General features: G+C 66.3%; 19 protein-coding genes. 7 read left to right on the forward strand and 12 right to left on the reverse strand.

Annotated elements, in window-relative coordinates:
• Positions 1-91 precede the first annotated feature (91 nt).
• Complete coding sequence (locus tag ACZ60G_RS30890; RefSeq protein ID WP_465814503.1) at positions 92-670, forward strand: TetR/AcrR family transcriptional regulator; 579 nt, start codon at positions 92-94, stop codon at positions 668-670.
• Positions 671-721: 51 nt separating this feature from the next.
• On the opposite strand, the gene ACZ60G_RS30895 is transcribed toward ACZ60G_RS30890, so the two are convergent.
• The 5 genes from ACZ60G_RS30895 to ACZ60G_RS30915 form a co-directional block, all read right to left on the reverse strand.
• A complete protein-coding gene (locus ACZ60G_RS30895) occupies positions 722-2194 on the reverse strand; it encodes an amidase (protein WP_465814505.1) in 1473 nt (490 codons plus the stop codon).
• Positions 2195-2592: 398 nt separating this feature from the next.
• Positions 2593-3438 (reverse strand): class I SAM-dependent methyltransferase, encoded by an 846-nt coding sequence (locus ACZ60G_RS30900; protein ID WP_465814507.1) that lies wholly within the window; start codon positions 3436-3438, stop codon positions 2593-2595.
• Between the two features lie 495 nt (positions 3439-3933).
• Complete coding sequence (gene sigJ, locus ACZ60G_RS30905) at positions 3934-4854, reverse strand: RNA polymerase sigma factor SigJ (RefSeq protein ID WP_465814509.1); 921 nt, start codon at positions 4852-4854, stop codon at positions 3934-3936.
• Positions 4851-6044: an NAD(P)/FAD-dependent oxidoreductase gene (locus ACZ60G_RS30910; RefSeq protein ID WP_465814511.1), complete on the reverse strand. Its 1194-nt coding sequence runs from the start codon at positions 6042-6044 to the stop codon at positions 4851-4853. Before ACZ60G_RS30910 ends, sigJ begins: the two co-directional genes overlap by 4 nt.
• A gap of 407 nt (positions 6045-6451) precedes the next feature.
• The gene (locus ACZ60G_RS30915) at positions 6452-6853 is read right to left on the reverse strand and encodes a winged helix-turn-helix transcriptional regulator (protein ID WP_465814806.1); all 402 of its coding nucleotides are present in this window, start codon (positions 6851-6853) and stop codon (positions 6452-6454) included.
• A gap of 113 nt (positions 6854-6966) precedes the next feature.
• Between ACZ60G_RS30915 and ACZ60G_RS30920 the strand changes: the two genes are divergently transcribed.
• Positions 6967-7839 carry an alpha/beta fold hydrolase gene (locus ACZ60G_RS30920; protein WP_465814513.1) on the forward strand — a complete coding sequence of 291 codons (873 nt, stop codon included), beginning with the start codon at positions 6967-6969 and terminating at the stop codon, positions 7837-7839.
• A 257-nt stretch (positions 7840-8096) separates the two neighbouring features.
• On the opposite strand, the gene ACZ60G_RS30925 is transcribed toward ACZ60G_RS30920, so the two are convergent.
• From ACZ60G_RS30925 to ACZ60G_RS30955, 7 genes are all read right to left on the reverse strand, one after another.
• Positions 8097-10067, reverse strand: a complete 1971-nt coding sequence (locus ACZ60G_RS30925; RefSeq protein WP_465814515.1) for a S9 family peptidase — start codon at positions 10065-10067, stop codon at positions 8097-8099.
• Positions 10068-10430: 363 nt separating this feature from the next.
• Entirely contained in the window at positions 10431-10829 is a 399-nt protein-coding gene (locus ACZ60G_RS30930) for a DUF4870 domain-containing protein (protein ID WP_465814517.1), read from the reverse strand.
• A 1099-nt stretch (positions 10830-11928) separates the two neighbouring features.
• On the reverse strand, positions 11929-12867 hold the full coding sequence (locus ACZ60G_RS30935; protein ID WP_465814519.1) for an SDR family NAD(P)-dependent oxidoreductase: 939 nt from the start codon (positions 12865-12867) through the stop codon (positions 11929-11931).
• A gap of 284 nt (positions 12868-13151) precedes the next feature.
• Positions 13152-13421 carry a hypothetical protein gene (locus ACZ60G_RS30940; protein ID WP_465814521.1) on the reverse strand — a complete coding sequence of 90 codons (270 nt, stop codon included), beginning with the start codon at positions 13419-13421 and terminating at the stop codon, positions 13152-13154.
• Positions 13422-13531: 110 nt separating this feature from the next.
• Positions 13532-14299, reverse strand: a complete 768-nt coding sequence (locus ACZ60G_RS30945; RefSeq protein WP_465814522.1) for an enoyl-CoA hydratase-related protein — start codon at positions 14297-14299, stop codon at positions 13532-13534.
• Entirely contained in the window at positions 14299-15567 is a 1269-nt protein-coding gene (locus ACZ60G_RS30950; RefSeq protein ID WP_465814524.1) for an acetyl-CoA hydrolase/transferase family protein, read from the reverse strand. The genes ACZ60G_RS30945 and ACZ60G_RS30950 overlap by 1 nt, the downstream gene beginning before the upstream one ends.
• Before the next feature lie 8 nt (positions 15568-15575).
• The gene (locus tag ACZ60G_RS30955) at positions 15576-16721 is read right to left on the reverse strand and encodes a CaiB/BaiF CoA transferase family protein (protein ID WP_465814525.1); all 1146 of its coding nucleotides are present in this window, start codon (positions 16719-16721) and stop codon (positions 15576-15578) included.
• Between the two features lie 109 nt (positions 16722-16830).
• Here ACZ60G_RS30955 and ACZ60G_RS30960 point away from each other — a divergent pair, with 109 nt between their 5' ends.
• The 5 genes from ACZ60G_RS30960 to ACZ60G_RS30980 are packed head-to-tail and all read left to right on the forward strand — an operon-like array spanning position 16831 to position 23029.
• The gene (locus tag ACZ60G_RS30960) at positions 16831-18324 is read left to right on the forward strand and encodes a class I adenylate-forming enzyme family protein (protein WP_465814527.1); all 1494 of its coding nucleotides are present in this window, start codon (positions 16831-16833) and stop codon (positions 18322-18324) included.
• Complete coding sequence (locus tag ACZ60G_RS30965) at positions 18321-19085, forward strand: SDR family NAD(P)-dependent oxidoreductase (RefSeq protein ID WP_465814528.1); 765 nt, start codon at positions 18321-18323, stop codon at positions 19083-19085. The genes ACZ60G_RS30960 and ACZ60G_RS30965 overlap by 4 nt, the downstream gene beginning before the upstream one ends.
• 25 nt (positions 19086-19110) lie before the next feature.
• Positions 19111-20094, forward strand: coding sequence for an acrylyl-CoA reductase (NADPH) (gene acuI, locus ACZ60G_RS30970; protein WP_465814530.1), 984 nt, complete (start codon positions 19111-19113; stop codon positions 20092-20094).
• Between the two features lie 22 nt (positions 20095-20116).
• Positions 20117-21316 (forward strand): FAS1-like dehydratase domain-containing protein, encoded by a 1200-nt coding sequence (locus ACZ60G_RS30975; protein WP_465814532.1) that lies wholly within the window; start codon positions 20117-20119, stop codon positions 21314-21316.
• A 12-nt stretch (positions 21317-21328) separates the two neighbouring features.
• Positions 21329-23029, forward strand: a complete 1701-nt coding sequence (locus ACZ60G_RS30980; RefSeq protein ID WP_465814534.1) for a class I adenylate-forming enzyme family protein — start codon at positions 21329-21331, stop codon at positions 23027-23029.
• Positions 23030-23063 lie beyond the last annotated feature (34 nt).

The following is a 23063-nucleotide window of genomic DNA, read 5'->3' on the forward strand; positions in this document are numbered from 1 at the left end:
CCTCGACCGAGGCAGAAAGCCATCAGCTACACCCCACCGCTCTGGGCATCCAGGGCACCAACCCCAGACAACAACGAACTTAGGGAACGCCATGACTAGGGCAGATGTTGTCGCGCGTGAAGCCGACAGTCGACAGCGCCTGATCGACGTCGCGGTCGCACTATTCATCCGGCACAGCTTTGCCGGGACCTCGCTGCAGATGATCGCCGATGAGCTCGGCTTCACCAAGGCCGCGATCTACTACCACTTCCGCACCCGGGAACAACTACTCCTCGCGGTGCTGCAACCACTGCTGCAACAACTCCGGTCGGTGATCGAAACCGCCGAACAGCAGCGCACCCCGCGCGCTCGCGCCGAGTCGATGCTGATCGGTTACGCCGAACTCGCCGCCGCGAGCCGATCGATCGCCGCCGTCGTGACCACCGATCCCAGCGTCATTCGGGTGGTGCGTCAGCAACCTGACTGGCGCAAGGTGATCGATCGGCCTGTCGCACTACTGGCTGAGCTCACTCCGGGACCCGATGGTGTCATCGCGGCCACCGCGGTGCTGACGGGTCTAGCCGGTGCTGCGTCCGGCGCGCCGAGCGATGTCGATCAGGAGACGCTGAACCGTCAGCTGCTCGACATCGGCCGCCGCATACTCGGACTGCGCAGACCGCGAGTCACATAACGCCGCACCACATTTCGGGCCACCGGCGGTCCGCCGGAGTCCGCTTGTCGGCTATCGAACCTGCTCGGCCACTGACATCGGTGCCTCGAAACCGCCGATCTCCTGCTCGAGCAGTTCGGCCAGCCGCAGCGAGGTGCGGTCCTCGAACATCGGGCCGATGAGCTGCACTCCTACCGGCAGGCCCTCGGGAGACCGGCCCGCTGGTACGGCGGTGGACGGTAGGCCGGGCATGGTCGCCAGACCCGCCCAGACGAGCTGGTCGGCGAACGGGTATGCCACGCCGTCGATGTCGATCCGCCGGTCTCCCAGACTGGGGGTGTGGTCGTGCGGGAACGCGGGAGTCGGCGTGATCGGGCAGACCACGGCATCGAACTCGGCGAAGAGCTGCCGCCAGCCGTGGCGGTGGCGCTCGCGACGGTTGTTGGCCTCGATCCAGTCGCGGTGGCTGAATACCGCGCCGCGCAACCGCGCCGCGTCGAGACTCTGGTCGTCCGCGTTCAGTCCGGTGGCGTGGGTCCGCAACTGCTCGTAGCGCTCCGCGGGATACATCGCGGCGAGGTTCGCCAGCAGCAACTGCGTGTAGAGCGTCGCGGCCTCGGTCAGATCGGGCAGCAGCGGACTGTGCCGTTCCACGCGGGCACCAGCGGCGACGAGCGCGTCGGCGACCCGGTTCACCGCAGCCCGCACAGCGGAGCCGGTCGGAATGAGCGGATGATCGTCGATGACCAGGACACGGAATTCGGAGAGCCGCTCGTGGCGCGCGGCCGGAAGAGCCAAGTCGAATGCGACGCCGAGAGTCAGCGGGTCCGGGCCGGCCATCACGTCCAGCAGCAGCGTGAGGTCGCGGGCGGTGCGCGCCATCGGACCGACGACGGCGAGGTCGCGCTCGGACGGCAGTGCCGGCGCGGGCGGCGGGACATGTCCGCGGCTCGCCACCAACCCATATGACGGCTTATGTGCGTAGACGCCGCAGAAATGCGCCGGGTTGCGCAGCGAACCGCCGATATCGGAGCCGATGGACAGCGCACCGAACCCGCACGCGAGGGCGGCCGCCGATCCGCCGGAGGATCCGCCCGGGGTGCGGCCGAGATCCCACGGGTTGTTGGTGGTGCCGTAGATCTCGTTGAAGCTCTGCAGATCTCCGAGCATGAACGGCACATTGGTCTTGCCGAGCACCACCGCGCCCGCGGCCTTCAGCCGCGACACCTGTACCGCGTCCTCGGCTGGCACATAGTTCGCATGTGGCGGCACGCCCCAAGTCGTCGGCAGCCCGGCCATGTTGTAGGACTCTTTAACCGTCACAGGAATGCCGAGCAACGGCCCATCCTCGCCGCGAGCACGCGCCTCGTCAGCACTGCGCGCCGCGGCACGCGCCCGATCGAAGTCCGGCACACAGATAGCGTTGATCGCCTTGTCGTCCCGCTCGATCCGGGCGATCGCCTCGTCGGTCAGTTCCACCGAGGTCACCTCACCGGAACGCAACGCAGCTGCGAGCTCTTCGGCCGACCGCAAACTCCACTCCATCAGACCGACCCTACCGGCCCGGCGCCTGCGCTCGATGCAAGCGTTTGCGAATTGTGTGGTGACGCTTGATATCCGCAGGCCCTCAGAGGTCGTTCCGGCGTGTGGATGGGAATGAGCGCTGAACAGCAGAGACGATTGCGGCTCGGGGGTCGCGTCTTGCTCTCGTCGGTAGAAATGATGCTGAGCTGAGGCGAAATTCAGGTGTCGCTTGCCTCCAGTAAGTGGTCCTGGCGCGTCGCCGAAAGCAGATATCTCCAGGCCATGTGGGCGCAGCGTAGGCATTTGCCCAGGTCAGGCGGAAAACCGTAGGTGAGGCGATGGTGCGGTACTCCTCTGCCGTACCGTCACTGCCTGGCCCTCGCAGAGGGGTGAAGTTGCCGGACGTGGCCTGCACTCGCTCAGGTGACCCGTGCGGCCACCAGGGTCTCGAAGGTATAGGGCCGCACGCCATCGGTACGGCCGGCGAAGTACCGCTGCTGGAGGTCTGCACGTGCGGGATGGTCCACGACCTTCAGCCCGCACCGGCTGATCAGCCTCTCGATCTCGGATACCGGCCAGCCAGCCTGAAGAGGCTCGCCGACAGAAGCCGCGATCGGCGTGTAGATACGGGCGAATTCCGTCCCCACGTCGTCGAGCGCACAGTCCTCGGCCCGGTAGGAGAACACCACCTCAGACCCGGGAGCAGCCGCCGCGATCGTGCGCAACCCCGACTCGATCGCCTGTGCCGTCAGATAGGGGGCGACGCCCGTCCAGCAGAACATCGCCGGCTGCGCCCAGTCGAACCCGGCCGGGCCCAGAGCATCCTGAACCGGTCCGGCCTCGAAATCAGCCGGCACGAATACCTGCGAGTCGCTGAGCGGCAGGCCGAGCTCCCTGATCCGCTCGAGCTTCCAGGCCTGGGAGGCAGGGTGATCAACCTCGAACACCGTCAGCGAGCCGAGCAGATCCGGCCGCCGCCACGCGAATGAGTCAAGCCCCGCGCCAAGAATCACGTACTGCGTGAAGGCGCCAGCAGCCAGCCGGTCCTCGGCGTACCGGCTGCGGGTGCAGACAGCCGCGCGGGATTCGCGACGGACCGGGCCGGGGAACAGCGGATCGAACTGGTCTCGCAGCTGCTGCCATACCGGGCCGACAAGCACCAGGGCCAGCACATCGTCCAGTACCCACGGCGACGCCGTCTCCAGGCGAAACAATCCACGCGACACGGCCGCAAACATCGCCGTCATGCTCGGCGCGCTTTCCATGCATTCCTCCTCGCTGGCCAGAACCCAGCATGCCGACCACGCTCGCCCACTCTGCGCACTTCACAGGATGCGCTTGAAACGCCCTGACGGCCATAGCCAGATCGCCTGGCCGCCACGATCTGCTCGCCATCGGGATACTCCAAAACGGCCATGCACGCCAGCATCACAACCGCCTGCACGCCACCACGCCCGGAACGCCACCAGGCCCCCGAGGCCCTCCGACTCGACCCCGCATGAATAAAACGGACATAACGCGACTATGCCGAGGCCTTGGGCTCACCCCCAATCTCATGCCGCCAACGCAGCTGACCATTGCTGGATCTCTCAGAGTATCGCTGGACGAATGCCCTGGTGCGCCAATGGATTAGTACGAACGAACATCCGGCATTCGGCAATACCGGACATCGGGAAGCGCTGTCGACCAACCGATTTGGTCGATTGCTTAACGCGCTCCATGCGGCATTATGGGATGTCGGCACCGCGTGCGGGGTGGGGTTACGTCGTGGGTGTTTCGGTGCGACTGATTGCGCGGGGGATTCCGAGGGCGGACAGTTTGTCGGGGTTGCGGATTCCGTAACCGTTGATGATCCTGTCGTCGGCGATATCGAATACGAGAAGGGCTTCCAGTTTGTCGCCGATATAGCACGCTAGTGCCGGTTGGCTGTTGCAGTTCACTGTCTCGATTCGAACCTGCGGTCGCCGCTGCGCGTATCGGAAGACCGCCATGAGAATCGCGCCCACCCGCTCGGCGCCGACGATGACCAGTTCCGGCAGCGCGGTCACCTTGCCGCCGCTGTCGGTGGTCCAGGTGATATCCGGCGCGAGCATCGACAGCAAGCCTTCCATGTCTCCGGTGGTCGCAGCGGTGATGAAGCGTTCGGTGACCGCGGCGGTTCGGGCGGTGTCGACGGGGCCGTACCGCTTGCGCCGGGCTTGCACGTGGTTGCGGGCTCGGCGGGCCGTCTGATAAACGGTGTCGATGGATTTGCCTGTCGCGGAGGCAATCTCGTCGTAATCGAAGCCGAAGACCTCGCGCAGCACGAAGACCGCCCGCTCGATGGGGGTGAGCGTTTCCAACACCACCAGCATCCCCATCGAGACCGATTCGGTGAGCACCACGTCGCTCGAGGCATCACCGTCGGCGAGCAGCAGCGGCTCGGGCAACCACGGACCGACGTACTCCTCGCGGCGGCTGGCACCGGCCCGCAACGTATTCAACGCCTGGCGGGTGACTAGTTGGGCCAGATAGGATTTGGTGTCACGGACAGTGGTCAGGTCCACGCGTCGCCACCGCAGATAGCTGTCTTGCAGCACATCGTCGGCTTCGGTTGCCGAGCCGAGGATTTCGTAGGCGATGGTGAACAGCAGCGGTCGCAGGTGCACGAAACGCTCGGTGTGTTCATCGATGGGGTTCACGGCTGCACGGTCCTCTCCGGTTCGGCTGCGCGCAGTTCCTTGCGCCTGCCCAAGCCCATGAAGGTGGGGGTCGCGCCGGGCTTGCGGGCTTCCTTGCGGATGGTCGCGATCGGTCCGGCGAGACCCACCCGCTCCTTGATCTGCCCGGCCACGCGCCCGCCGAGGTACATCGGCACGGGTGTGTCGTCACGGCGGCTGAACTGCATCACACCCGCGCGGCTGCCCAAGCCCACGGTGCACGCCACGAACGCCACGTCCAGCACGCTGGGTTCGGATCCCGCGATGCGGGCCAGCACGTTGTCGGCGGCCCGGGCGCCCAGGGGCTGGGCGGCATAGCAGCTCATCCGCAGTGGACGGCCCGAGGGCGCGACCGCGTCCCCGGCGGCGACGATGCGATCGTCGTCGATACTGGTCAGCGTCTCGTCGGTCAGCAACCGGCCCAGCTCGTCGGTGCGCAGGCCGCTGCGCGAGGCCAGCTCGGGCACCCCGAATCCGGCGGTCCATATCGTGAGTGCACCGGGTAGCACATCGCCGTCGGCCAATACGACCCCGTCGCGTCGCACCTCGCGCACTCGCACCTCCTGGCGCACATCGACTCCGTTCCCGGCCAGCCACTTCGCCACCGACCGCCGCGCCGGATTCGAGAAGTTCGCCGCCAACCTATCGCCACTCACGATCGTGACGGTGCGGCCCTGCTCGACGAGTTCGGCGGCGGTCTCGATTCCGGTCAGCCCGCCGCCGACCACGACGATCGGAGCCCCTACGGGCACCTCCCCCAGCGCGGCGCGCAGCCGCTGGGCGTGTTCGTATTCGGCGATCGGATAGGCGAACTCGGCCGCACCAGGTACCGACGCGGGCACCGTGGCGGTGCTGCCGACTGCGTAGACCACATAGTCGTATCCAAGCGCGCGCCCCGAACTCAGTTCCACCATGCGAGCGGCGGTATCGATGCGGACGGCACGATCCACGACGAACCGCACGCCCGCGCCGAGCAGCGTGTCGTAACCGATAGCGGCCTCGTGGGTACCGGCCACGAACTGGTGCAACCGCATGCGCTCGACGAACTGGGGGCGCGGATTGACCATTGTGATCTCGATATCCCGACGCAGCCGCAGCCGATTGGCCGCTACGGCACCGGCGTAACCGCCGCCGATGACGACCACTTTGGTGATGGCGTTCAAATCAGTCATGCCCTCGAGACACGCCACACCACCCGGATCTGACACGAAGTGACACTCGTCACGTTCGCGGCCCCGCAGCCACGCACTGGTGGGGTTACAGACCCGGGACAAGACGCGGTGCGCGCAAATCGGCTACTTACAGGGCCTTCATGGAGCGATAGGCGCCTACCCGAGTCATGGGCATTAGAAGTGTGACTCTGGCGTCCATGCGACATGAGGCGGCTTCTTTCACCAAGCCAAGGCATACCTCACAACATTCCGGATGGCCTGTACCACAACTCATCTCACATCAGCAGGAGCGAGCACTGCCGCCGGCCATACGACGCTCTGCCCGTCGATCTTCCGGTGCCCCGCGCTGGCCGGTTCGGTCAGCGCGGTATGCGGCATAGGTCGTTGGGAAGCCGTATGTAGGAGCGTTATTCGCTGGTGGCGAGGTCGGCTTGTGCGTCGTTGACGGCATTGGCGTGGTCGATCGCGGGCATGTGCTCCTCGGCCCAGGTCCGCAGTGCGGCCAACGGGATCTCCAGGGACAAGCCCAGTTCGGTGAGCCGGTAGTGCACGCGTGGTGGCACGGTCGGCTCCACTCGGCGGGTGACCAGACCGTCCCGGACCAAGTTGTGCAGGGTTACCGACAGCATCTTCTGGGACACGCCGGGCATTCGCCGCCGCAGCTCGGCGAACCTGACCTCGCCCGGAGCAGCCTGCGCGAGGACCTTGACCGCCATCGACGTCCATTTTGTGCCGATGCGGTCCAGCAACTGACGTGTCGGACATTGGCAATCGAACAGATCACCACGCTCCGTGGTCTTCGTATGCACTGATCGAGTAGTCACCTGGACCTCACCACCTGTAGCCAACGTGCCGTCTTGGCAGCACAACCGAGGTTACCTACCGTTGTCTGGTAACCGATGGTAACCACCTGGGAGGCTCTATGTCCTGCACGCCGCCGCTCCACGCCGCGTCGATCGAGTTGCGCCGGATAGAGACCAACGGCATCCGCGCCAACGTCGCCATCGCCGGTAGCGGCCCCGCAGTCGTTCTGCTGCACGGCTTTCCACACACCTGGCGACTGTGGAGCGAGATCATCGGCCCGTTGTCCGCGCATTACCGGGTCATCGCCCCGGACCTCCGCGGATTCGGTGCCACCACCCGAGCCCCGGACGGCTACGACGCCGACACACTGGCCACTGATATAGCCGGGATCCTCGATGCCCTCGACGAACCCTCCGCGGCCGTGGTCGCGATCGATGCCGGCACCCCGGTCGCGGTCCTGCTCGCCCTGCGCCACCCCGACCGGGTCCGACAGCTGGTGGTCATGGAAGCACTGCTGGGCACACTCCCCGGCGCAGAAGACTTCCTCGCCGCAGGTCCGCCGTGGTGGTTCGGATTCCATGCCGTCCCCGGCCTCGCCGAAACGGTGCTGAGCGGCCAGGAGGCGCGGTATATCGAGTGGTTTCTCACCAGCGGCACCCGCGGCCGGGGCGTTCGGGCCGATATCCACGACGCCTTCGTCGATGCCTACACCGGAAATGATGCCCTACGCTGCGCCTTTTCCTATTACCGCGCACTGCCGACGAGCACCCAGCAGATCAACGACGCTGCGGCGGCCGGTCGGCTCACCACCCCCACCCTGGCGATCGGCGCCCACCCGGTCGGCGACGCGCTCGAGCGGCAGCTGCACGCCATCGCCGAGGATCTCACAGGACACGTCATTCCCGATTGCGGTCACATCATCCCGTTGGACCGGCCCCGGGAACTGCTCAGCCACATGCTGCCGTTCCTCGCCGCCGGGCGACCAGCCTGATCAAGCAACCGCAAAGCCTTCCGTCATGCGGCGCCCCTAGCGGCGGATATCGTTGGGCCACAGTTCATCTCACCGTCAACCGGGGCCGCGTCGTCCTGGCTCGGTCAGCGCGGTATGTGGCAATAGCGGACGTTTCGCACCGACTGAGATGATCTCCGCCCGTTGATCTTTCGAGGACACGCCCTGGACCGCGCGCCCATGCGGGCATGTCCGCGCATTCGCAAGACCCTCGGCCAATCTCAGCGTGCCGGCCGAACTCAGGTGAGGTTTTCGACAGTGACCGGCTCGATACCTTCGGCTGGTGGCGGCGTGAACCCGAATACTTGGCCGTAGAAACTCAGTTCGGCGTCCAGCGCACGGCGGATGTTCTCCGCGCGGCGGAAGCCGTGCTGCTCGCCTTCGAAGACCAGAAAGGCCACCGGAATCCGCCGCGCCCGCAGCGCCTCGACGATCATCTGTGATTGATTGAGCGGCACCACCGGATCGTCGCTGCCCTGCAACACAATCAGGGGCTTGCGGAGCCGGTCGACGTGATGGATCGGCGACCGCTCGCGGTAGATGTCACGTCTGGCCGGGTATTCCCCGATCAAACCGTCGAGGTATCGACTTTCGAACTTGTGTGTTTCGGCAGCGAGCGCCTCGAGGTCGGCGACTCCGAAATGGTCTGCACCGGCGGCGAACGGGGTGTCCGCCCTGGCCAGCGCGGCGAGCGTCGTATAACCGCCTGCCGAGCCGCCGCGGATAGCGAGCCGTTGTGGATCGACCCGGCCGTGCTCGCCGAGCCATCTGGCCGCGGCGATACAGTCGGCTACGTCCACCACTCCCCACGCGCCTTTGAGCAGTTCACGGTAGTCACGGCCGTATCCGGTGGAGCCGGCGTAGTTGACGTCGACGACAGCGAATCCTCGGCTGGTCCAGTATTGGGTGTGCAGTGACAGCAGGGGCAGCGCGGAACCGGTCGGGCCACCGTGAATCATGACCAACAGCGGTGGCAGTTCTCCGGCCGGGCCGCCGTAACGGCTGCTCGCGGGTGGGTAGAACAGCGCGTGTGCGGTCCGTGGTGCGCCGGTGTGGTCCACCGAGAGAAAGGAGATCGGCTCGGGGACCGAGACCGAGGCGAGGTCGAGACCGAGCTCCCGCGGCGGGCGGAGGAGCTCGACATGTGGTGTGCTGTCGCCGAATTCGATGCGGTACACGCCGAATTCGGTAGTCGGAGTGGCCGCCACTACGACGACGGCGTCCGCGCCGGCACGCTCGATCGCGGTGATCGCAGAGAAGGGCACGTCCAGGTCGGCCACCGAGCCATCCGGCCGGCGCAATCCGAGGCCGTCGTAGCCGTCGCGCCGGCGGGCGAACACGATGCTGCCGTCATCGAGTACGGTGTAGCGCGTCGACCCCAATTGCCAAGCGGGCGTGCCGATCTCGGCGTTCATCTCGATCACGGGGGCGACCGTACCGCCCGGTATCCAGCGGTAGAGATTCCACCATCCACTGCGGTCGGAGAGGAACAACAGCGAACCGTCGGGCTGCCAGCGCGGTTCCAGTACCGATTCTCCGGGCCCGCCCGCGACGACGGTGTCGGCGCCGGTCGCGAGATCACGCACCCGCAGGACGGTGTCATCCCACGGCATGGACGGGTGATCCCACGACACCAGGGCAAGCGCACCCCCATCCGGACTCAGCCGGGGCGCGACGACAAAGTCCGGTCCGCTCACCAGGACTTCCGGCTGCGACGCACGGTCCGCGGACAGACGCACGATCTCGTTGCGAACATCGATCGCGCCACGCCCGTCGGCCGGATGGCTTTCGAGGACAGCCACGACGGCCGTTCCGTCTGGAGCAAGTTCGCCGTCGCCGTACCGGTCGCCGCGGGGCGCGGCGGGGACCGGGGTCAGCGGCACCGGCACACCACCGGGCTCGAGCCGGTACAACCGCTGGTCGGCCCAGTTGGCGAACCAGAGCACGCCGTCGCGCACCCACCACGCCGCGCCGCCGTATTCGTGGACTGCGGTGCGCGCGTCCATACCGTCCGGCAGCAAATCGGTGACGGAACCGTCGGCGCTGCGGCGCACGATCTGGGTGCGGCCGCCCTCGGTGGGACGTCCCTCCGACCAGTAGACATCCGCCCCGTCCACCCGCACCTCCCACAGCCGCACCGCGGCCGTGACGACGAATTCGGAGGTGATGGAAGTCGGCCACGATCCGAAGGGCATCTCTGTGACTGTCACCGGCCCAGGCTAGTCGCCACCAGCCCAACGAACCCGAACGATGCTGGGTACAGCATCCGCTATTCGGCATTATCGGACGTTCCGCGCGGACGTCAACGACCCACGTAGCCTCGGGCCGTTGATCTTCGGACTGTCGCATCTGGCCGCCGGTAGGGTGCCGACAGCATCGCCGATTACGAAATCTAGTGCCGCGTCCAGATTGCTTGCTGCGCTATCTGCCTCCGGCAGCTCGCCGAGCGTAGTGATATGGCGGTCGAATTCGCCGTGGGCGACCATCATTCGACTACGTTCGACGGAACCCCGGGCAGCGATACGGCAGAAGCTATCTGGACACGGCACTAGCTGGGGAGTTCGAATATGCCGCTACGTGACCGAGTTGGCCAACTGATCGGCATATGGGGCAGTGAATTTTCCGACAATGGGAAGCTCTGCGCGGACACCGCCGGTGTTGTTGGTCTGGACCATGGCCATGATCCAGACGACTACTGCGAAGACCGCGACTGCGAGTCCGGCGAGGCTGAAGATGATCCCCAGGACTCCGAGCAGCGAGCCGACGATGCTCAGAACAATATTGACCACCGAGACCGCCCCGAAGAAGACGATCGATTGCGAGGCATGGAATTTCACATCGGGATCGTTCTTTCCCACGAATAGGAAGATGATTCCGGTGAGCCACCCCAGTGCGTAGGACAGGATCGCGCTGGTCTTTTTGTCCAAGCCGGCGGGCTGCGGTTGGTTGGTGGGAGGTTGAGAAGATGCCATGGGGTAAGTAGATGCCGCGCGCGCCACCTACCGATCCCAGGTTTCAGCACGAACCCACAGGTTGCGGGCCAGCCGGCGACCGGGATCCTGGACGGGGTTGTCTCGACGAGATGACTGCCGACGACCTCGAAACGACTGGGATACTCGTCCAGTTCCCGTTGCTCGCAAAACCAAGATTTGGTCGGGTCGAACCATTCGCTCGGCGTCGGGCGCCGGGCGATCATGTAGTCGAGAGCTTCGCGCATCATGTTTCCGTGGACCGGATTCGTGGCGACATTGTCGCGCTCTACCAGGGCAAAACGCCACATCAGGTCACCCAAGTCTGCGTAGTGCATGTAGACGAGCGGCCACAGCAGACGATTGATATGCGGGATTTCGTCCCACCATCTGGTCTTCGCGCGCAAAGTCTCACTGGCCCTTATGTTGGGGCGTGATTTTGCGGCAGGCGCCGGGTAATAGGAGGGGTTGAACGCTCGGTCGACACCCCGGGGCCGCCACGTCGGCCCGGTTCGAAGGTTCATGGGTGGGTACCACACGCGCTGGCCGGTTCACAAGGTTGTGTTCAGCATTCTCCAGGTCGAGTCCGCGATATTACTTCCGGCACAACGGAATCGGCGAATGGGATTTCATCGTGACAGATGACTTCGGATACCAGGATCGAGCGGATCGAGACATCGGCGGATATACGTACTCTCATCCATCGGACGATTCGACTCCGGAGCGGACTCCCGGTCGCCCAGACCAGGTGGTGTCGGCGAGGGGTGCATCCGACAGCCGACTGTCGAGGGATGGTTCGCCACTGCAGGACGGTGAGGCGCCAGCAGCCCTGGCCGCTGTGCCGACGGAGCGGGTGGTCGCCATCGTGTGCGCGGTGGTCGTGGTGCTGGGTTCGCTCCTCGCCGGGTTCCTCAGCGCCGCTAGCCGAGATCGGCATGAGCGGGATGTCCTGAGCCGCAGCACATCTGGGTCGGTGATCGCCCGCCCATCGGCATTATGACGCGTTCGTTTCGAACGTGCGCGGTCGCCGGTTTCGGATCGTGGGCGCCGCGGCAATTCGGGGTCCTCGGTCATGATGATTTGGGCGAAGCAGGAGCGGTTGTCATGGCCGGATCGGGGTAGCCGGACGCTCCAGCGGATCCACGCCGGTGAGGGCGGCACTGGCGGCCCAGAGTCCGCCGGCGGTGTCGAGGTCGGTCATGTGCGCGTGGGGTGTTTCCCGGCGTGGTTGTCCGCGGAGACCGAAAACTCTTGGCCCCCACAGTTGCCCGCTGGTGATCTCGGTGTCCAGGACAGCTCGGACGATGCTTTCGGCCCCCTCGTGTTTGCCGTGCAGCACCACGCCCGCGGGCAGCGCGCGCAGGCGCTGGGCAGCGGTGCTGACGAACAACGGCGGTCGAGGCGGGGTCAGTGCGTCCAGTGCGCCGCCGGGATGGACGACGATGCTGGCGGTATCGGCGCCGCGTGCCCGCAGGCGGCGATCCAGTTCGAAACCGAACAGCATCTGGGCCAGTTTCGATCGCCCGTAGCTGCGCTTGGGGCGGTAGTCGTGCTCTGACTGCAGATCGGCAAGATCCAGCCGTTCCGACCGCGCGGCGAAGCTGCCCACCGTGACCACCCGGCTGTTCGCAGCGGCCGCCAGCATCGGCGACAGGTGAGCGACCAGCGCGAAGTGCCCGAGATGGTTTGTCGCGAACATCAATTCGTGCCCCCGAGCGTTCACGCGGCGTGCGGGGCCCGACAGCAGCACTCCGGCATTGAGCACTACCGCGTCCAGGCAATCGACGCCGAGTGCGTCCACTGTCGCAGGCAGCGAGGACAGATCCGCCAGGTCCAAGCGCACCGGCCGCAGTCGAGCGGCCGGAACCCGTGCTCGGATCGCGCGTATCGCGCGGTCGGCCTTGTCGGTGTCACGACAGCCCAGCACCACGGTGGCACCGTTGGCCGCGAGTTGCTCTGCGACGAAATACCCGATGCCCGCGCTGGCACCGGTAACCAGAATTGTCTTCCCCTCGGCCCGATTGCCGCCATGCCACGTCATGCCGGCAACCCTGACACCACACTCTTGCACCGCCCTCACATCCCACTGGCATGCAGGCCCACACCAATCGCAAATACCCACTCGGTCCGCCGGAAGCGGACGACGAATATCCGGAATTCGGCATTGTGGTGCGGTCGAACTCAGTGCACGCGCTGGTAGCGGAGATAGACTCGGCCGATCTCGGCAAACCCGCACGGCGGCAGGCACGTTCGGGCATCTTGGCGGACCCGTTCGTGTTCCGCGACGCTCCGGGCAGCGATGTGGACGAGGAACCTGCCCCGGTGTCAGCGCCTCATTTGCCCCGCCATCGCCATCAGCGCATCGCGCCGCGGCATCGAGAGGAGTGTTTCGAATGTCGCCCGGTAGTAGTCGCTGCTGATGAAGACGGGACCCTCGGAGAGGTTCTCCAGGGTGAGTCGCGCTACTTCCTCGGCCGACATCACTTCGGGCAGTGTCGACATGTCGATGCCCTGGTTGGCTGCGGCTTCGGATTCCGTTGCGCCGGGGCGCTGGAGTGCGTTTGGACCGCTTCTGTCGTACAGCGCGAACACCATCACCCAGCCGGACCGGCTGCGGCGCACGATCGCGGATGTCCGGCAACGGGGTTTCGCATGGTGCCGGGGGGAGGCCGGACGAGCGCATGATCGGTCGCGGATGGGATGGCTCATCGTCCCTGCCAACGCGGGGAACGCTTTTCGGCGAATGCGCGCGGCCCCTCCTGCGCATCTTCGCTGTGATAGCAGTATTCGGCCGCGTGCCGTGCGGCTTGCAGGGCGGCCGTACGACCCATCTCGGTGGCGAGCATGACCGTTTCCCGGGCTGCCCGCACCGACAGCGGAGCACCCGCGAGAACTTCGGTGGCCAACTCGAGCGCGGTCGCCAGCACTTCCTCCGGTTCGGCGAGGCGATTGACCAGGCCGATCTCATATGCGCGGTGAGCGGTGATCGGCTTGCCGGTGAGCAGGATTTCCATCATGATCCGCTGCGGGATCATATGAATCAGGGGCGCCGCCCACGGCGCGCTCCGGCCCACCTTGACCTCGGTGATCGCGAAGCGCGCAGCAGTGCTGGCGACACACAGATCGCAAGCCTGGGCGATCATCCAACCGCCCGCGTAGGCAACACCGTTGACCGCCGCGATCGTGGGCTTGGACAGCTCGATCGTGTCGTGCGGGAGCGCGAACATATCGCGCGGCGGCACCCGCATACCGGTTTCCACCATCTCCTTCAGATCGCCGCCCGCGCAGAAGGCCTTGTCACCAGCACCGGTGAGAATCGCGATGCGCAGGGCCGGATCTCGCTCGAACCGGTCCCAGGCCGCGGCCAGTCCCGCGCGCACGTCGGCGGCCAGACAATTGCGGGTCTCCGGGCGGTTCAGCGTGATCACGGCGATGCCGTCGTCGCGGGCGTCGAACAGGACGGCGTCGCTCATCAAAATCCTCTCTGGGCGATCGTGTAGGCGGCGCGCGCCAGGTCCTCCCGAAAATCGGGATGGGCGATGGCAATCAGGCGACGCGCACGCTCGGCCAGGGTCCGGCCACGCAGTTCGGCCGCGCCGAACTCCGTGACGATCACGTCCACATCACTGCGCGCGGTGGTGACCGGACCCGAGAGGTCGACCGTGATCCGGCTGATGGTGCCGCCTTTGGCGGTGGCGGGCAGCACGATGATGGAATGCCCACCCGGCGAGCGTGCCCCGGCGCGCACGAAGTCGACCTGACCGCCGGTGCCACCGAGGTAGGCCGAACCACTCTGCTCCGCGTTCACCTGGCCGGTGAGGTCGACCTCCAGCGCCGAATTGATCGTCACCAACTTGTCCAGTCGGGCAAGCACTTCCGGATTGTGGGTGTACGACGTCGGGCACATGCGGATGCCGAGGTTGCGGTGGGCGAATTCGTACAGTCGCTCGGTGCCGATCAGAGCGCCGGTGATCGACACGCCCCGGTCGATGCGCTTGCGCGCATTGGTGACAACACCGGCCTGGACCAGATCGACCAGCCCGTCACCGATCATGCCCGAATGCACACCGAGATCGCGACGGTCGTGCAGCAGGCGCAAGATGGCGTCCGGCACCGCTCCGACTCCGGTCTGCACGACCGATCCATCCTCGATGAACGCAGCCGCGTACTCGGCGATGGCCGTGTCGGTCGCACCGATGCGCGCGGACGGCACCCGTACCGGTGGCCGTGAAACCGTTACGGCGTAGTCGATTTCGGCTGCGGACAGCAGTTCGCCGTGGGTCCACGGCACCTGCTCGTTCACCTCCGCGACCACCACCCGGGCCCGCGCCACGGCCGCGCGCACATAATCGCTGATCAGACCGAAGCTGTGGTTGCCGCGCGCATCCGCGGGGCCGACCTGAACAAAGGCCACGTCACAGCCGATGATCCCGTCCTCGACGAGCGTGGCGACCTGGCTGACATGGCAGGGGATCACGCTGAGCCGGTGCGCGGCAGCCAGCGCGCGCAGTGCACCTATCGCGCCCATGCTCGACAGCGAAAAGCTTTGCGTCGCTCGCTCGGTGAACAGACCGGAGAAGCTGGTCGCGATGAAGGCCGACAGCCCGCCGATATCGCCGCCGCCCGCGATCAACGCCTCGACCAGCGTGGTCGGCTCGCCGCAGGCCTGACCGATGACGATGCGATCACCGGGGCGCAGGAACTCGCGCACGTCCAGGTCGGTGTCGGAGATGATCTTCATGCGCGTGCCTACCCCACCGCACCGAGTTCGCCGACGATTTCGGCGGTGTGCTCACCGAGCCGGGGCGCCGGCCCCGCGATACGACCCGGCGTCCGCGAGAACCAGGTCGGCGGACCGGGAAAACGCACTGCGCCGTAGGGAGATTCCACCGTTTCGAAGAAATCGGCCGCGCGTAGGTGCGGATTGTCGAACAGTTCGTCGAGGGTGCGCACGGGCGCGGCGGGAATGTCGAGGGACCGCAGCAATTCCAGCCAATCCCGCGTCGACCGTTGCAGGAAGGTCTCACCCAGTAGCGCATAGACGGTATCGATCCGGCGGGCCCGCTGTTCGAGAGTGGCGAATTCCGCACTCGCCCATGGTGGTTGCACGGCCTCGATGAAGGCGGACCACTGCTTGTCGTTGTACACCAGCGCGGAGATATAGCCGTCCCGTGTGCGATACGGCTTCCGATTCGGCGCCACCGCACGGGGATACACCGCGGCGCCCAACGGTGGATCGAACAGTGCGCCGTTGGCGTGCTCGACCAAAAGGAACGCCGCCATGGTCTCGAACATGGCGACCTCCACCTCCTGACCGGTACCGGTCCGCTCGCGGTGGAAGAGCGCCATGACGGTGGCGTACAGCGCCGTCAGGCCGGCCACCTTGTCGGCCATGATGGTGCCGACATAGCCTGGCGCACCGGTCAATTGCTCCTGCACATACGGCAGGCCGCATTCAGCCTGGATGGTGTCGTCGTAGGCGGTGAGATTCGCATCCGGTCCGCGGCGGCCGTAACCGTAGCAATTGGTGTAGACGATCGACGGATTCAGCGCGGCGACCGCTTCGTAGTCGAAGCCGAGGTCGGCGATCGCCTTGGCGCGCATCGAATGGATGAAAACATCTGCGGTGCGGACCAATTCGCGCAGTGCGGACTTTCCGTCCGCGGAGCGCAGATCCAGCATCGCACTGCGTTTACCGCGGTTCACGTTGACGAATACCCCGCCCATGCCCGGTTCGGGTCCGACCGAAATGTAGCGGGTGTTGTCCCCTGCCGGGGGTTCGACCTTGATCACGTCCGCACCCATGTCGGCCATGATCTGGGTGCAGTAGGGCCCCATCACCATTGCCGTGAGATCCACGACCCGCACCCCGGACAACGGACCCGAATGTTCCATCTGCCTCAGCCTCCACGAATTCGGTGCGGTCCCCAGTGCACCCGCCGACATCGACAGACTATAAGATTAATCCTTGCAAGGATAGCAAAGATGCTGATATCAAGAGGGCGTGGAAAATAGCATCGCGCGGGTCCTCGACACCGCGCTTGCCACCCGCCCGGACGCGCCCGCGATCGAGGCGGCCTCGGGTCTCTGGTCGTACGTGGAACTCGACGACCAGGCACGTCGTGCGGCGGGCGCACTGTGGTCGCTCGGGATTCGCCCCGGTGACCGGGTGGCCGCCTGTCTGCCCAATGACCTGACGATCGTCGCGGCTTTCCATGGCGCGCAACGGATCGGAGCGGTGTGGGCCGGGATCGGTGAGGCGCTGTCCGAAAGCGAGCAACAGGACCTGTACGAGCTGTGCGCACCGATGGTCGTGCTCGCGGGCCCGCGCTGCCGGTTGACCGTGCCGGAGTGCGTGGACAGTCAGCGCTGGGCTCGGTTGATCGCTCGGACCGAGGCGGCCCCCCGGATCGACCCTGATATCGATGCACCCGCGGCGATCGCCTTCACCAGTGGCACCTCGGGGCGACCGAAGGCCGTCGTGCACAGCCAGCGCAATCTGCTGCTGCCGGGCGCCGCGCTGGTCGCGACCCGTGGTTGGGGACCCGAGCTACGCAAGGGTGACAGCTTCCCGATGACGGTCCTCAACCTGATGGTGTTGTCCACCCTGCTCACCGCGCAGGCCGGTGGTTGTGCGGTCATCATGGACCGCCGTGATGTCGACGGAGTGGCGGAGTGGATCGCCACGCGCAAAGTGACGGTCTGGAATGGTGCTCCCGCACAGCTCTTCGACTTGGCCCGGCGTCCGGAGCTGGATCTGAGCTCACTGCGTGAGGTGTGGAGCGGCGCCAGCGACACTCCGGACCGGCTGCGGGTGGCTTTCGCCGCCGCGCACGGCATCGTGCCCCGAGCCACCTATGGCCTCACCGAGGCGCCGACGGTGGTGTCGATCGACCCTGTCGACGGAGCCTGGCGGCCGGGCTCGAGTGGGCGAGTGCTGCCGCAATACGATGTCGCGGCCTACGACGAGGGACGCCGTCTACCCCCGGGCGAACTCGGCGAATTGCGGTTGTGCGCAACGACGACCGGACCGTGGGCACATCGGTGGCGGCCATTGCTCGGGTACTGGGAATCCGACGGTCTCCGGTCAGTTGAACCGGGCCCGATCGCCACCGGTGATATCGGAACCGTCGACGACGAGGGCTGGCTGACGGTGCTGGATCGCAAGAAGCTGGTGATCATCCGGGGCGGAGCCAACATCTATCCGCTGGAAGTGGAGCGGGTCATCGGAACCCATCCGGATGTGGCCAAGGTCGCGGTATGCCCGGTACCTGACGAAAGACTCGGGCAGCGAGTCGCCGCACTAATCGAATCAGCCGGTAACGCAGTCGATTTCGGCGCTCTTACCGACCTGTGCCGAACGGCGCTCGCCGGTTACAAGGTGCCGGAGATCTGGTGCCGGGTCGATGCCCTGCCGACCAATGCCATGGGCAAGATCGACCGCACCCGCCTCACCGAACTCGTCGACCGACACCGGAGTACCGAGGAGACCAGGTGACACTCGACAATGGCATGTTCGATCTCGGCGGCCGGGTCGCGATCGTCACCGGCGCCTCCTCGGGCCTCGGCGCGGCGGCGGCGCAATCGCTGGCATCGCTGGGTGCGCGGGTGGCGGTGGTCGCCCGCCGATACGACCGACTGGCCGAACTCGCGAAGCGCATCGACGGCATCGCGGTCGCCTGCGACCTGTCCGACCTCGAGGGCGCAGGCGCCGTGGTGTCCTCCATCGTCGAACAATTGGGTCCACCGGAGATTCTGGTCAATGCCGCCGGAAACCGGTTCACCACCGAACGCGCCGAATCCGAGGCGCTCGATGACGTGCGCGACACCGTGGACCTCAATCTGCTTGCCCCATTTGTGCTGGCGCAGCAGGTATTTCCACATATGCGGGCCGTCGGGCGCGGCGCGATCGTGAATGTCTCGTCGATCAGTGGCCGCGTCGGCGTCCCCGGCATCCCGCAGGCCTCCTACGCGGCGGCGAAGGCGGGCCTGTCGGGCCTCACCGCCGAACTGGCGGTGCAATGGGCGCGGCATTCGATCCGGGTGAATACCGTAGCGCCCGGCTTCTTCCGCAGCGAGATCACCGACTCGCTCTACGACAGCGAGCGCGGCGCCGAGTATCTGCGCCGAAACACCCCACTCCCCCAGCAAGCGACCGCCGACGACGTAGTCGGCGCAATCGTCTGGCTCGTCGGCGATGCCGCGAGCTACGTCACCGGTCAGACCATCGTCGTCGACGGCGGCTGGACCGCACGATGACGGACTCCAGAAAGGAATTCCGCCAATGTTTTCCGCACTACTGATCGAGAAAGGTGATGCCGGGAAATCGGTTTCGCCGACCAGCCTGGACGAGAACCGCCTGCCCGACGGAGACGTCACCGTCGAGGTGGCGTACTCCACGCTCAATTACAAGGATGCCTTGGCCATTACCGGCGCATCGCCGGTGGTCCGCAAGTTCCCGATGGTGCCCGGCATCGACTTCGCGGGTGTCGTCACCGCGAGCACCCACAGTGCGTGGGCGACCGGCGACAACGTCGTGCTCAACGGGTGGGGTGTCGGCGAAACCCGTTGGGGCGGTTTGGCGCAGCGCGCCCGAGTCGACGGGGATTGGCTGGTGCCGCTGCCCGCCGAATTCACCGCCCGGCAGGCGATGGCCATCGGCACGGCCGGTTATACGGCGAGCCTGTGCGTGGACGGATTATGGGACCACGGCGTGCGGCCGGACCAGGGCGAAATCCTGGTGACCGGCGCGACGGGCGGTGTCGGCAGCGTCGCGATCGCTCTGCTGGCGAAGGCGGGCTTCACCGTAGCCGCCGCGACAGGCAAGACCGCGGAGGTCGACTATCTACAGCAGCTCGGCGCCGCCACGGTGGTGGACCGGGCCGAACTCGCCGACGGCGGCAAGCCGTTGCAGAAGGAACGCTGGGCGGGTGTCGTCGATGCCGTCGGCAGTCACACCCTGGCCAACGCCTGCGCCCAGACCCGATATGGCGGCGCGGTAGCCGCATGCGGTCTCGCCGGGGGCATGGACTTTCCGTCGACGGTCGCACCGTTCATTCTGCGCGGGGTGACCCTGCTCGGCATCGACAGCGTGCAGGCGACCAAACAGCGACGTCTCGCGGCCTGGAGCCGCCTGTCGCGCGATCTGGACGCGGCCGCACTGGAGGCCATCACCCGCGAGATCGCGCTGGGGGATGCGATCGATGCCGCGGGTCAGCTCATAGCAGGCACGGTGCGAGGCCGCATCGTCGTCGATGTCAATCGGTAATCCGTCGCCCTCAGGAGAAGTAGTGAGCGCCAAGGCAACCCCCGAACTCGAGGTCATCGAACTCGACCTGTCCGACGTGGAACCCCGTGTGGGACAACCGATCGGCGGCGGACAACTGTGGGAGCCGTGCAGCGCCTCCGACATTCGCCGCTGGGTGATGGCGATGGACTATCCCAATCCGCTGCACTGGGACCACGAATTCGCCGGCGAGTCCCGCTACGGCGGCATCATCGCGCCGCAATCCATCGCGGTGGCGCTGGACTACGGACACGGCTGCGCGCCCGCGTGCGTCGGACGCATTCCGGGCAGCCACCTGATCTTCGGCGGCGAGGAGTGGTGGTTCTACGGCGCCCCGGTGCGGCCCGGCGATAAGTTGTTCCAGGAGCGGCGTTTCCACGACTACAAGGTGGCCCAGACGAAGTTCGCCGGGCCGACCATGTTCCAGCGCGGCGACACCACCCATCGCAACCAGCACGGCACGCTGGTCGCGCGCGAACGGTCCACCTCCATCCGGTATCTGGCCGCCGAGGCTAACAAGCGCGGCATGTACGAAAACCAGGTCGGCGAGGTGCGGCGCTGGAGCGAACTGGAATTGAACGAGATCGCCGTCCAGCGCCATGAATGGTTGATGTCGAACCGCCTCGGTATTTCACCGCATTTCGACGAGATCGAGGTCGGCGATACGCTGCCGAGGCGGGTGCTCGGACCGCACACCATCGCCAGCTTCACCACCGAATACCGGGCCTTCCTGTTCAATATCTGGGGCACGTTCGGCTGGGTGACACCCGAGGGCGTCGAGGATCCGTGGGTCTATCAGGATCCCGGTTGGACCGAGGGTTTCGCCTTCGACGAAGAGGGCGCCAAGATCGATCCGCGCAAGCGCGACGGCTTGTATGTCGGTCCGTCGCGCGGCCACATCGACGGTGACAAGGCCGGTGCGGTCGGTATGGCGCGCGCCTACGGCTATGGCGCGACCATGGGCGCCTGGTGCACCGACTACCTGGCCTACTGGGCGGGCAACGACGGTCTGGTGCGCCACATCAAATCGGACTTCCGGGGACCGGCCTTCGAAGGCGATGTGACCTATTTCGACGCCGAGGTGATCGGCAAGGAGGCCTTGTCAGCGTGGGGCGTGCCGCTGGTCCAGATCAAGCTGCGGCTGACCAATCAGGACGGCGGTGTGCTGGTGGACAGCACCGCCGAGGTCGAATTGCCGTTGTGAAAGTAGCCCGAGATGAGCGAGCGACCGATGGCCATAGCTGAACCCGCACAACCTGTTTCGATTGCATCGGGGCCGCCGCTCGACGAGGAGCCCGGCCTCGGCGCGCGCACGCTGCCCGGCTTTCTGCGCGAGGTGACGCGTCTGTACGGCGATCGCGAGGCAGTGGTGGGGCGCACCGTTCGGTGGAGTTACAGCGAGTTGTGGGAGCGTGCGGTCGAGGTGGCACGCGCGCTGCGTGCCGCCGGGGTCGGGCACGGCGGACGGGTCGGTGTGCTGATGACCAATCGGCCCGAGTGGATCGCGGCGGTGTTCGGCACCTCCCTGGCCGGGGGCGTGGCGGTCACGCTCAGTACCTTTTCGACCGCCGCTGAGCTGGAGTATCTGCTCGACGAGTCGGGCGTATCGGTGCTGCTGTTCGAACGCGACGTGGCGGCAAGGGATTTCGCCGCCGTCCTGACCGAGTTGGAACCGCGGATCGACACGTCCGCGCCCGGCGGCCTGCACTCGGTCCGATTTCCCTTCCTGCGCCGTCTCGTCGCGGTCGGAGAACCGTTGCCGGACAACGCCATCGAGACCTGGGACGCGTTCTTGGCGCTCGGCCGCACCGAACCGGCCGATGTGATCGATGCGATCGCGGCCGCGGTGCGACCGAGCGATACCGCCGTGCTGTTCTTCTCCTCCGGTTCCACCAGCCGACCCAAGGGCATTCTGAGCGCGCATCGCGGTGTCACGATCCAGATGTGGCGCTTCCGGCGCATGTACGGATTCGCCCCGACCGACGATGTCCGCTGCTGGACCGCCAACGGATTCTTCTGGTCCGGCAATTTCGCCCTGGCGCTGGGCGCGACGCTGGCCAGCGGCGGTGCTATCGTGTTGCAGCCGACCTTCGACGGCACCGAGGCACTGGACCTCATGCAGGCCGAGCGGGTCAACTTCCCCTTCGCCTGGCCGCACCAGTGGGCCCAACTCGAGGCCGCATCCAACTGGGGCAGCGTGGACCTGAGCAGCATGCGGTTCGTCGACCGCCGCAGCCCATTCGCGCGCCACCCCACGGTGTCGAGCAGCTGGGACGAGCCGAACCACGCCTACGGAAACACCGAAACATTCACCATCACAACATCTTTCCCCGCTAACACACCCGAGGAAATACACGCGGGCAGCAGCGGCGTACCGCTGCCCGGCGTCACGATCAAGATCACCGACCCGGTCGACGGGACCGTCGTATCCCGCGGCGAACGCGGCGAGATCTGCGTCAAGGGACCCACGCTCATGTTGGGCTACATCGGCACCTCCCTGGACGAAACGCTGGACACCGAGGGCTTCTTCCACACCGGCGACGGCGGTCACCTCGACGACGCCGACCGCCTGTTCTGGGAAGGCAGGCTGACCGACATCATCAAAACCGGCGGCGCCAACGTCTCACCATTGGAGGTCGACGAGATACTCGCCGCCTATCCCGGAGTCAAAGTCGCCCGAACCGTCGGCGTACCACACGACACCCTCGGCGAACTCGTGGTGGCATGCATCGTGCCGCACACCGGAGCGCCCCTTGACGCCGAGGAGATCCGCACCTTCGCCAAAGCCCGCCTGGCCAGCTACAAAGTCCCCCGAACCGTGCTGTTCTTCGACGAGGCCGACCTCACCCTCACCGGCAGCGCCAAGATCAAATCCAGCGACCTCCGCGCGCTTGCGGCTGAGCGGCTGGAGCAGTAGTCGACCGCACCACGCGGCCGGTCGACAGCCTCGC

This window comes from Nocardia sp. NPDC102475, from assembly GCF_055584605.1.

What these genes read in the sequence shown, in the direction of transcription:
- ACZ60G_RS30895 (WP_465814505.1), bottom strand. Translation starts at nt 2,194, where the DNA reads ATGGAGTGGAGTTTGCGGTCGGCCGAAGAGCTCGCAGCTGCGTTGCGT.
- ACZ60G_RS30945 (WP_465814522.1), bottom strand. Translation starts at nt 14,299, where the DNA reads ATGAGCGACGCCGTCCTGTTCGACGCCCGCGACGACGGCATCGCCGTG.
- ACZ60G_RS30955 (WP_465814525.1), bottom strand. Translation starts at nt 16,721, where the DNA reads ATGGAACATTCGGGTCCGTTGTCCGGGGTGCGGGTCGTGGATCTCACG.
- ACZ60G_RS30930 (WP_465814517.1), bottom strand. Translation starts at nt 10,829, where the DNA reads ATGGCATCTTCTCAACCTCCCACCAACCAACCGCAGCCCGCCGGCTTG.
- ACZ60G_RS30940 (WP_465814521.1), bottom strand. Translation starts at nt 13,421, where the DNA reads ATGGTGTTCGCGCTGTACGACAGAAGCGGTCCAAACGCACTCCAGCGC.
- ACZ60G_RS30890 (WP_465814503.1), top strand. Translation starts at nt 92, where the DNA reads ATGACTAGGGCAGATGTTGTCGCGCGTGAAGCCGACAGTCGACAGCGC.
- ACZ60G_RS30935 (WP_465814519.1), bottom strand. Translation starts at nt 12,867, where the DNA reads ATGACGTGGCATGGCGGCAATCGGGCCGAGGGGAAGACAATTCTGGTT.
- ACZ60G_RS30900 (WP_465814507.1), bottom strand. Translation starts at nt 3,438, where the DNA reads ATGGAAAGCGCGCCGAGCATGACGGCGATGTTTGCGGCCGTGTCGCGT.
- ACZ60G_RS30950 (WP_465814524.1), bottom strand. Translation starts at nt 15,567, where the DNA reads ATGAAGATCATCTCCGACACCGACCTGGACGTGCGCGAGTTCCTGCGC.
- ACZ60G_RS30920 (WP_465814513.1), top strand. Translation starts at nt 6,967, where the DNA reads ATGTCCTGCACGCCGCCGCTCCACGCCGCGTCGATCGAGTTGCGCCGG.
- acuI (WP_465814530.1), top strand. Translation starts at nt 19,111, where the DNA reads ATGTTTTCCGCACTACTGATCGAGAAAGGTGATGCCGGGAAATCGGTT.
- ACZ60G_RS30980 (WP_465814534.1), top strand. Translation starts at nt 21,329, where the DNA reads ATGAGCGAGCGACCGATGGCCATAGCTGAACCCGCACAACCTGTTTCG.
- ACZ60G_RS30910 (WP_465814511.1), bottom strand. Translation starts at nt 6,044, where the DNA reads ATGACTGATTTGAACGCCATCACCAAAGTGGTCGTCATCGGCGGCGGT.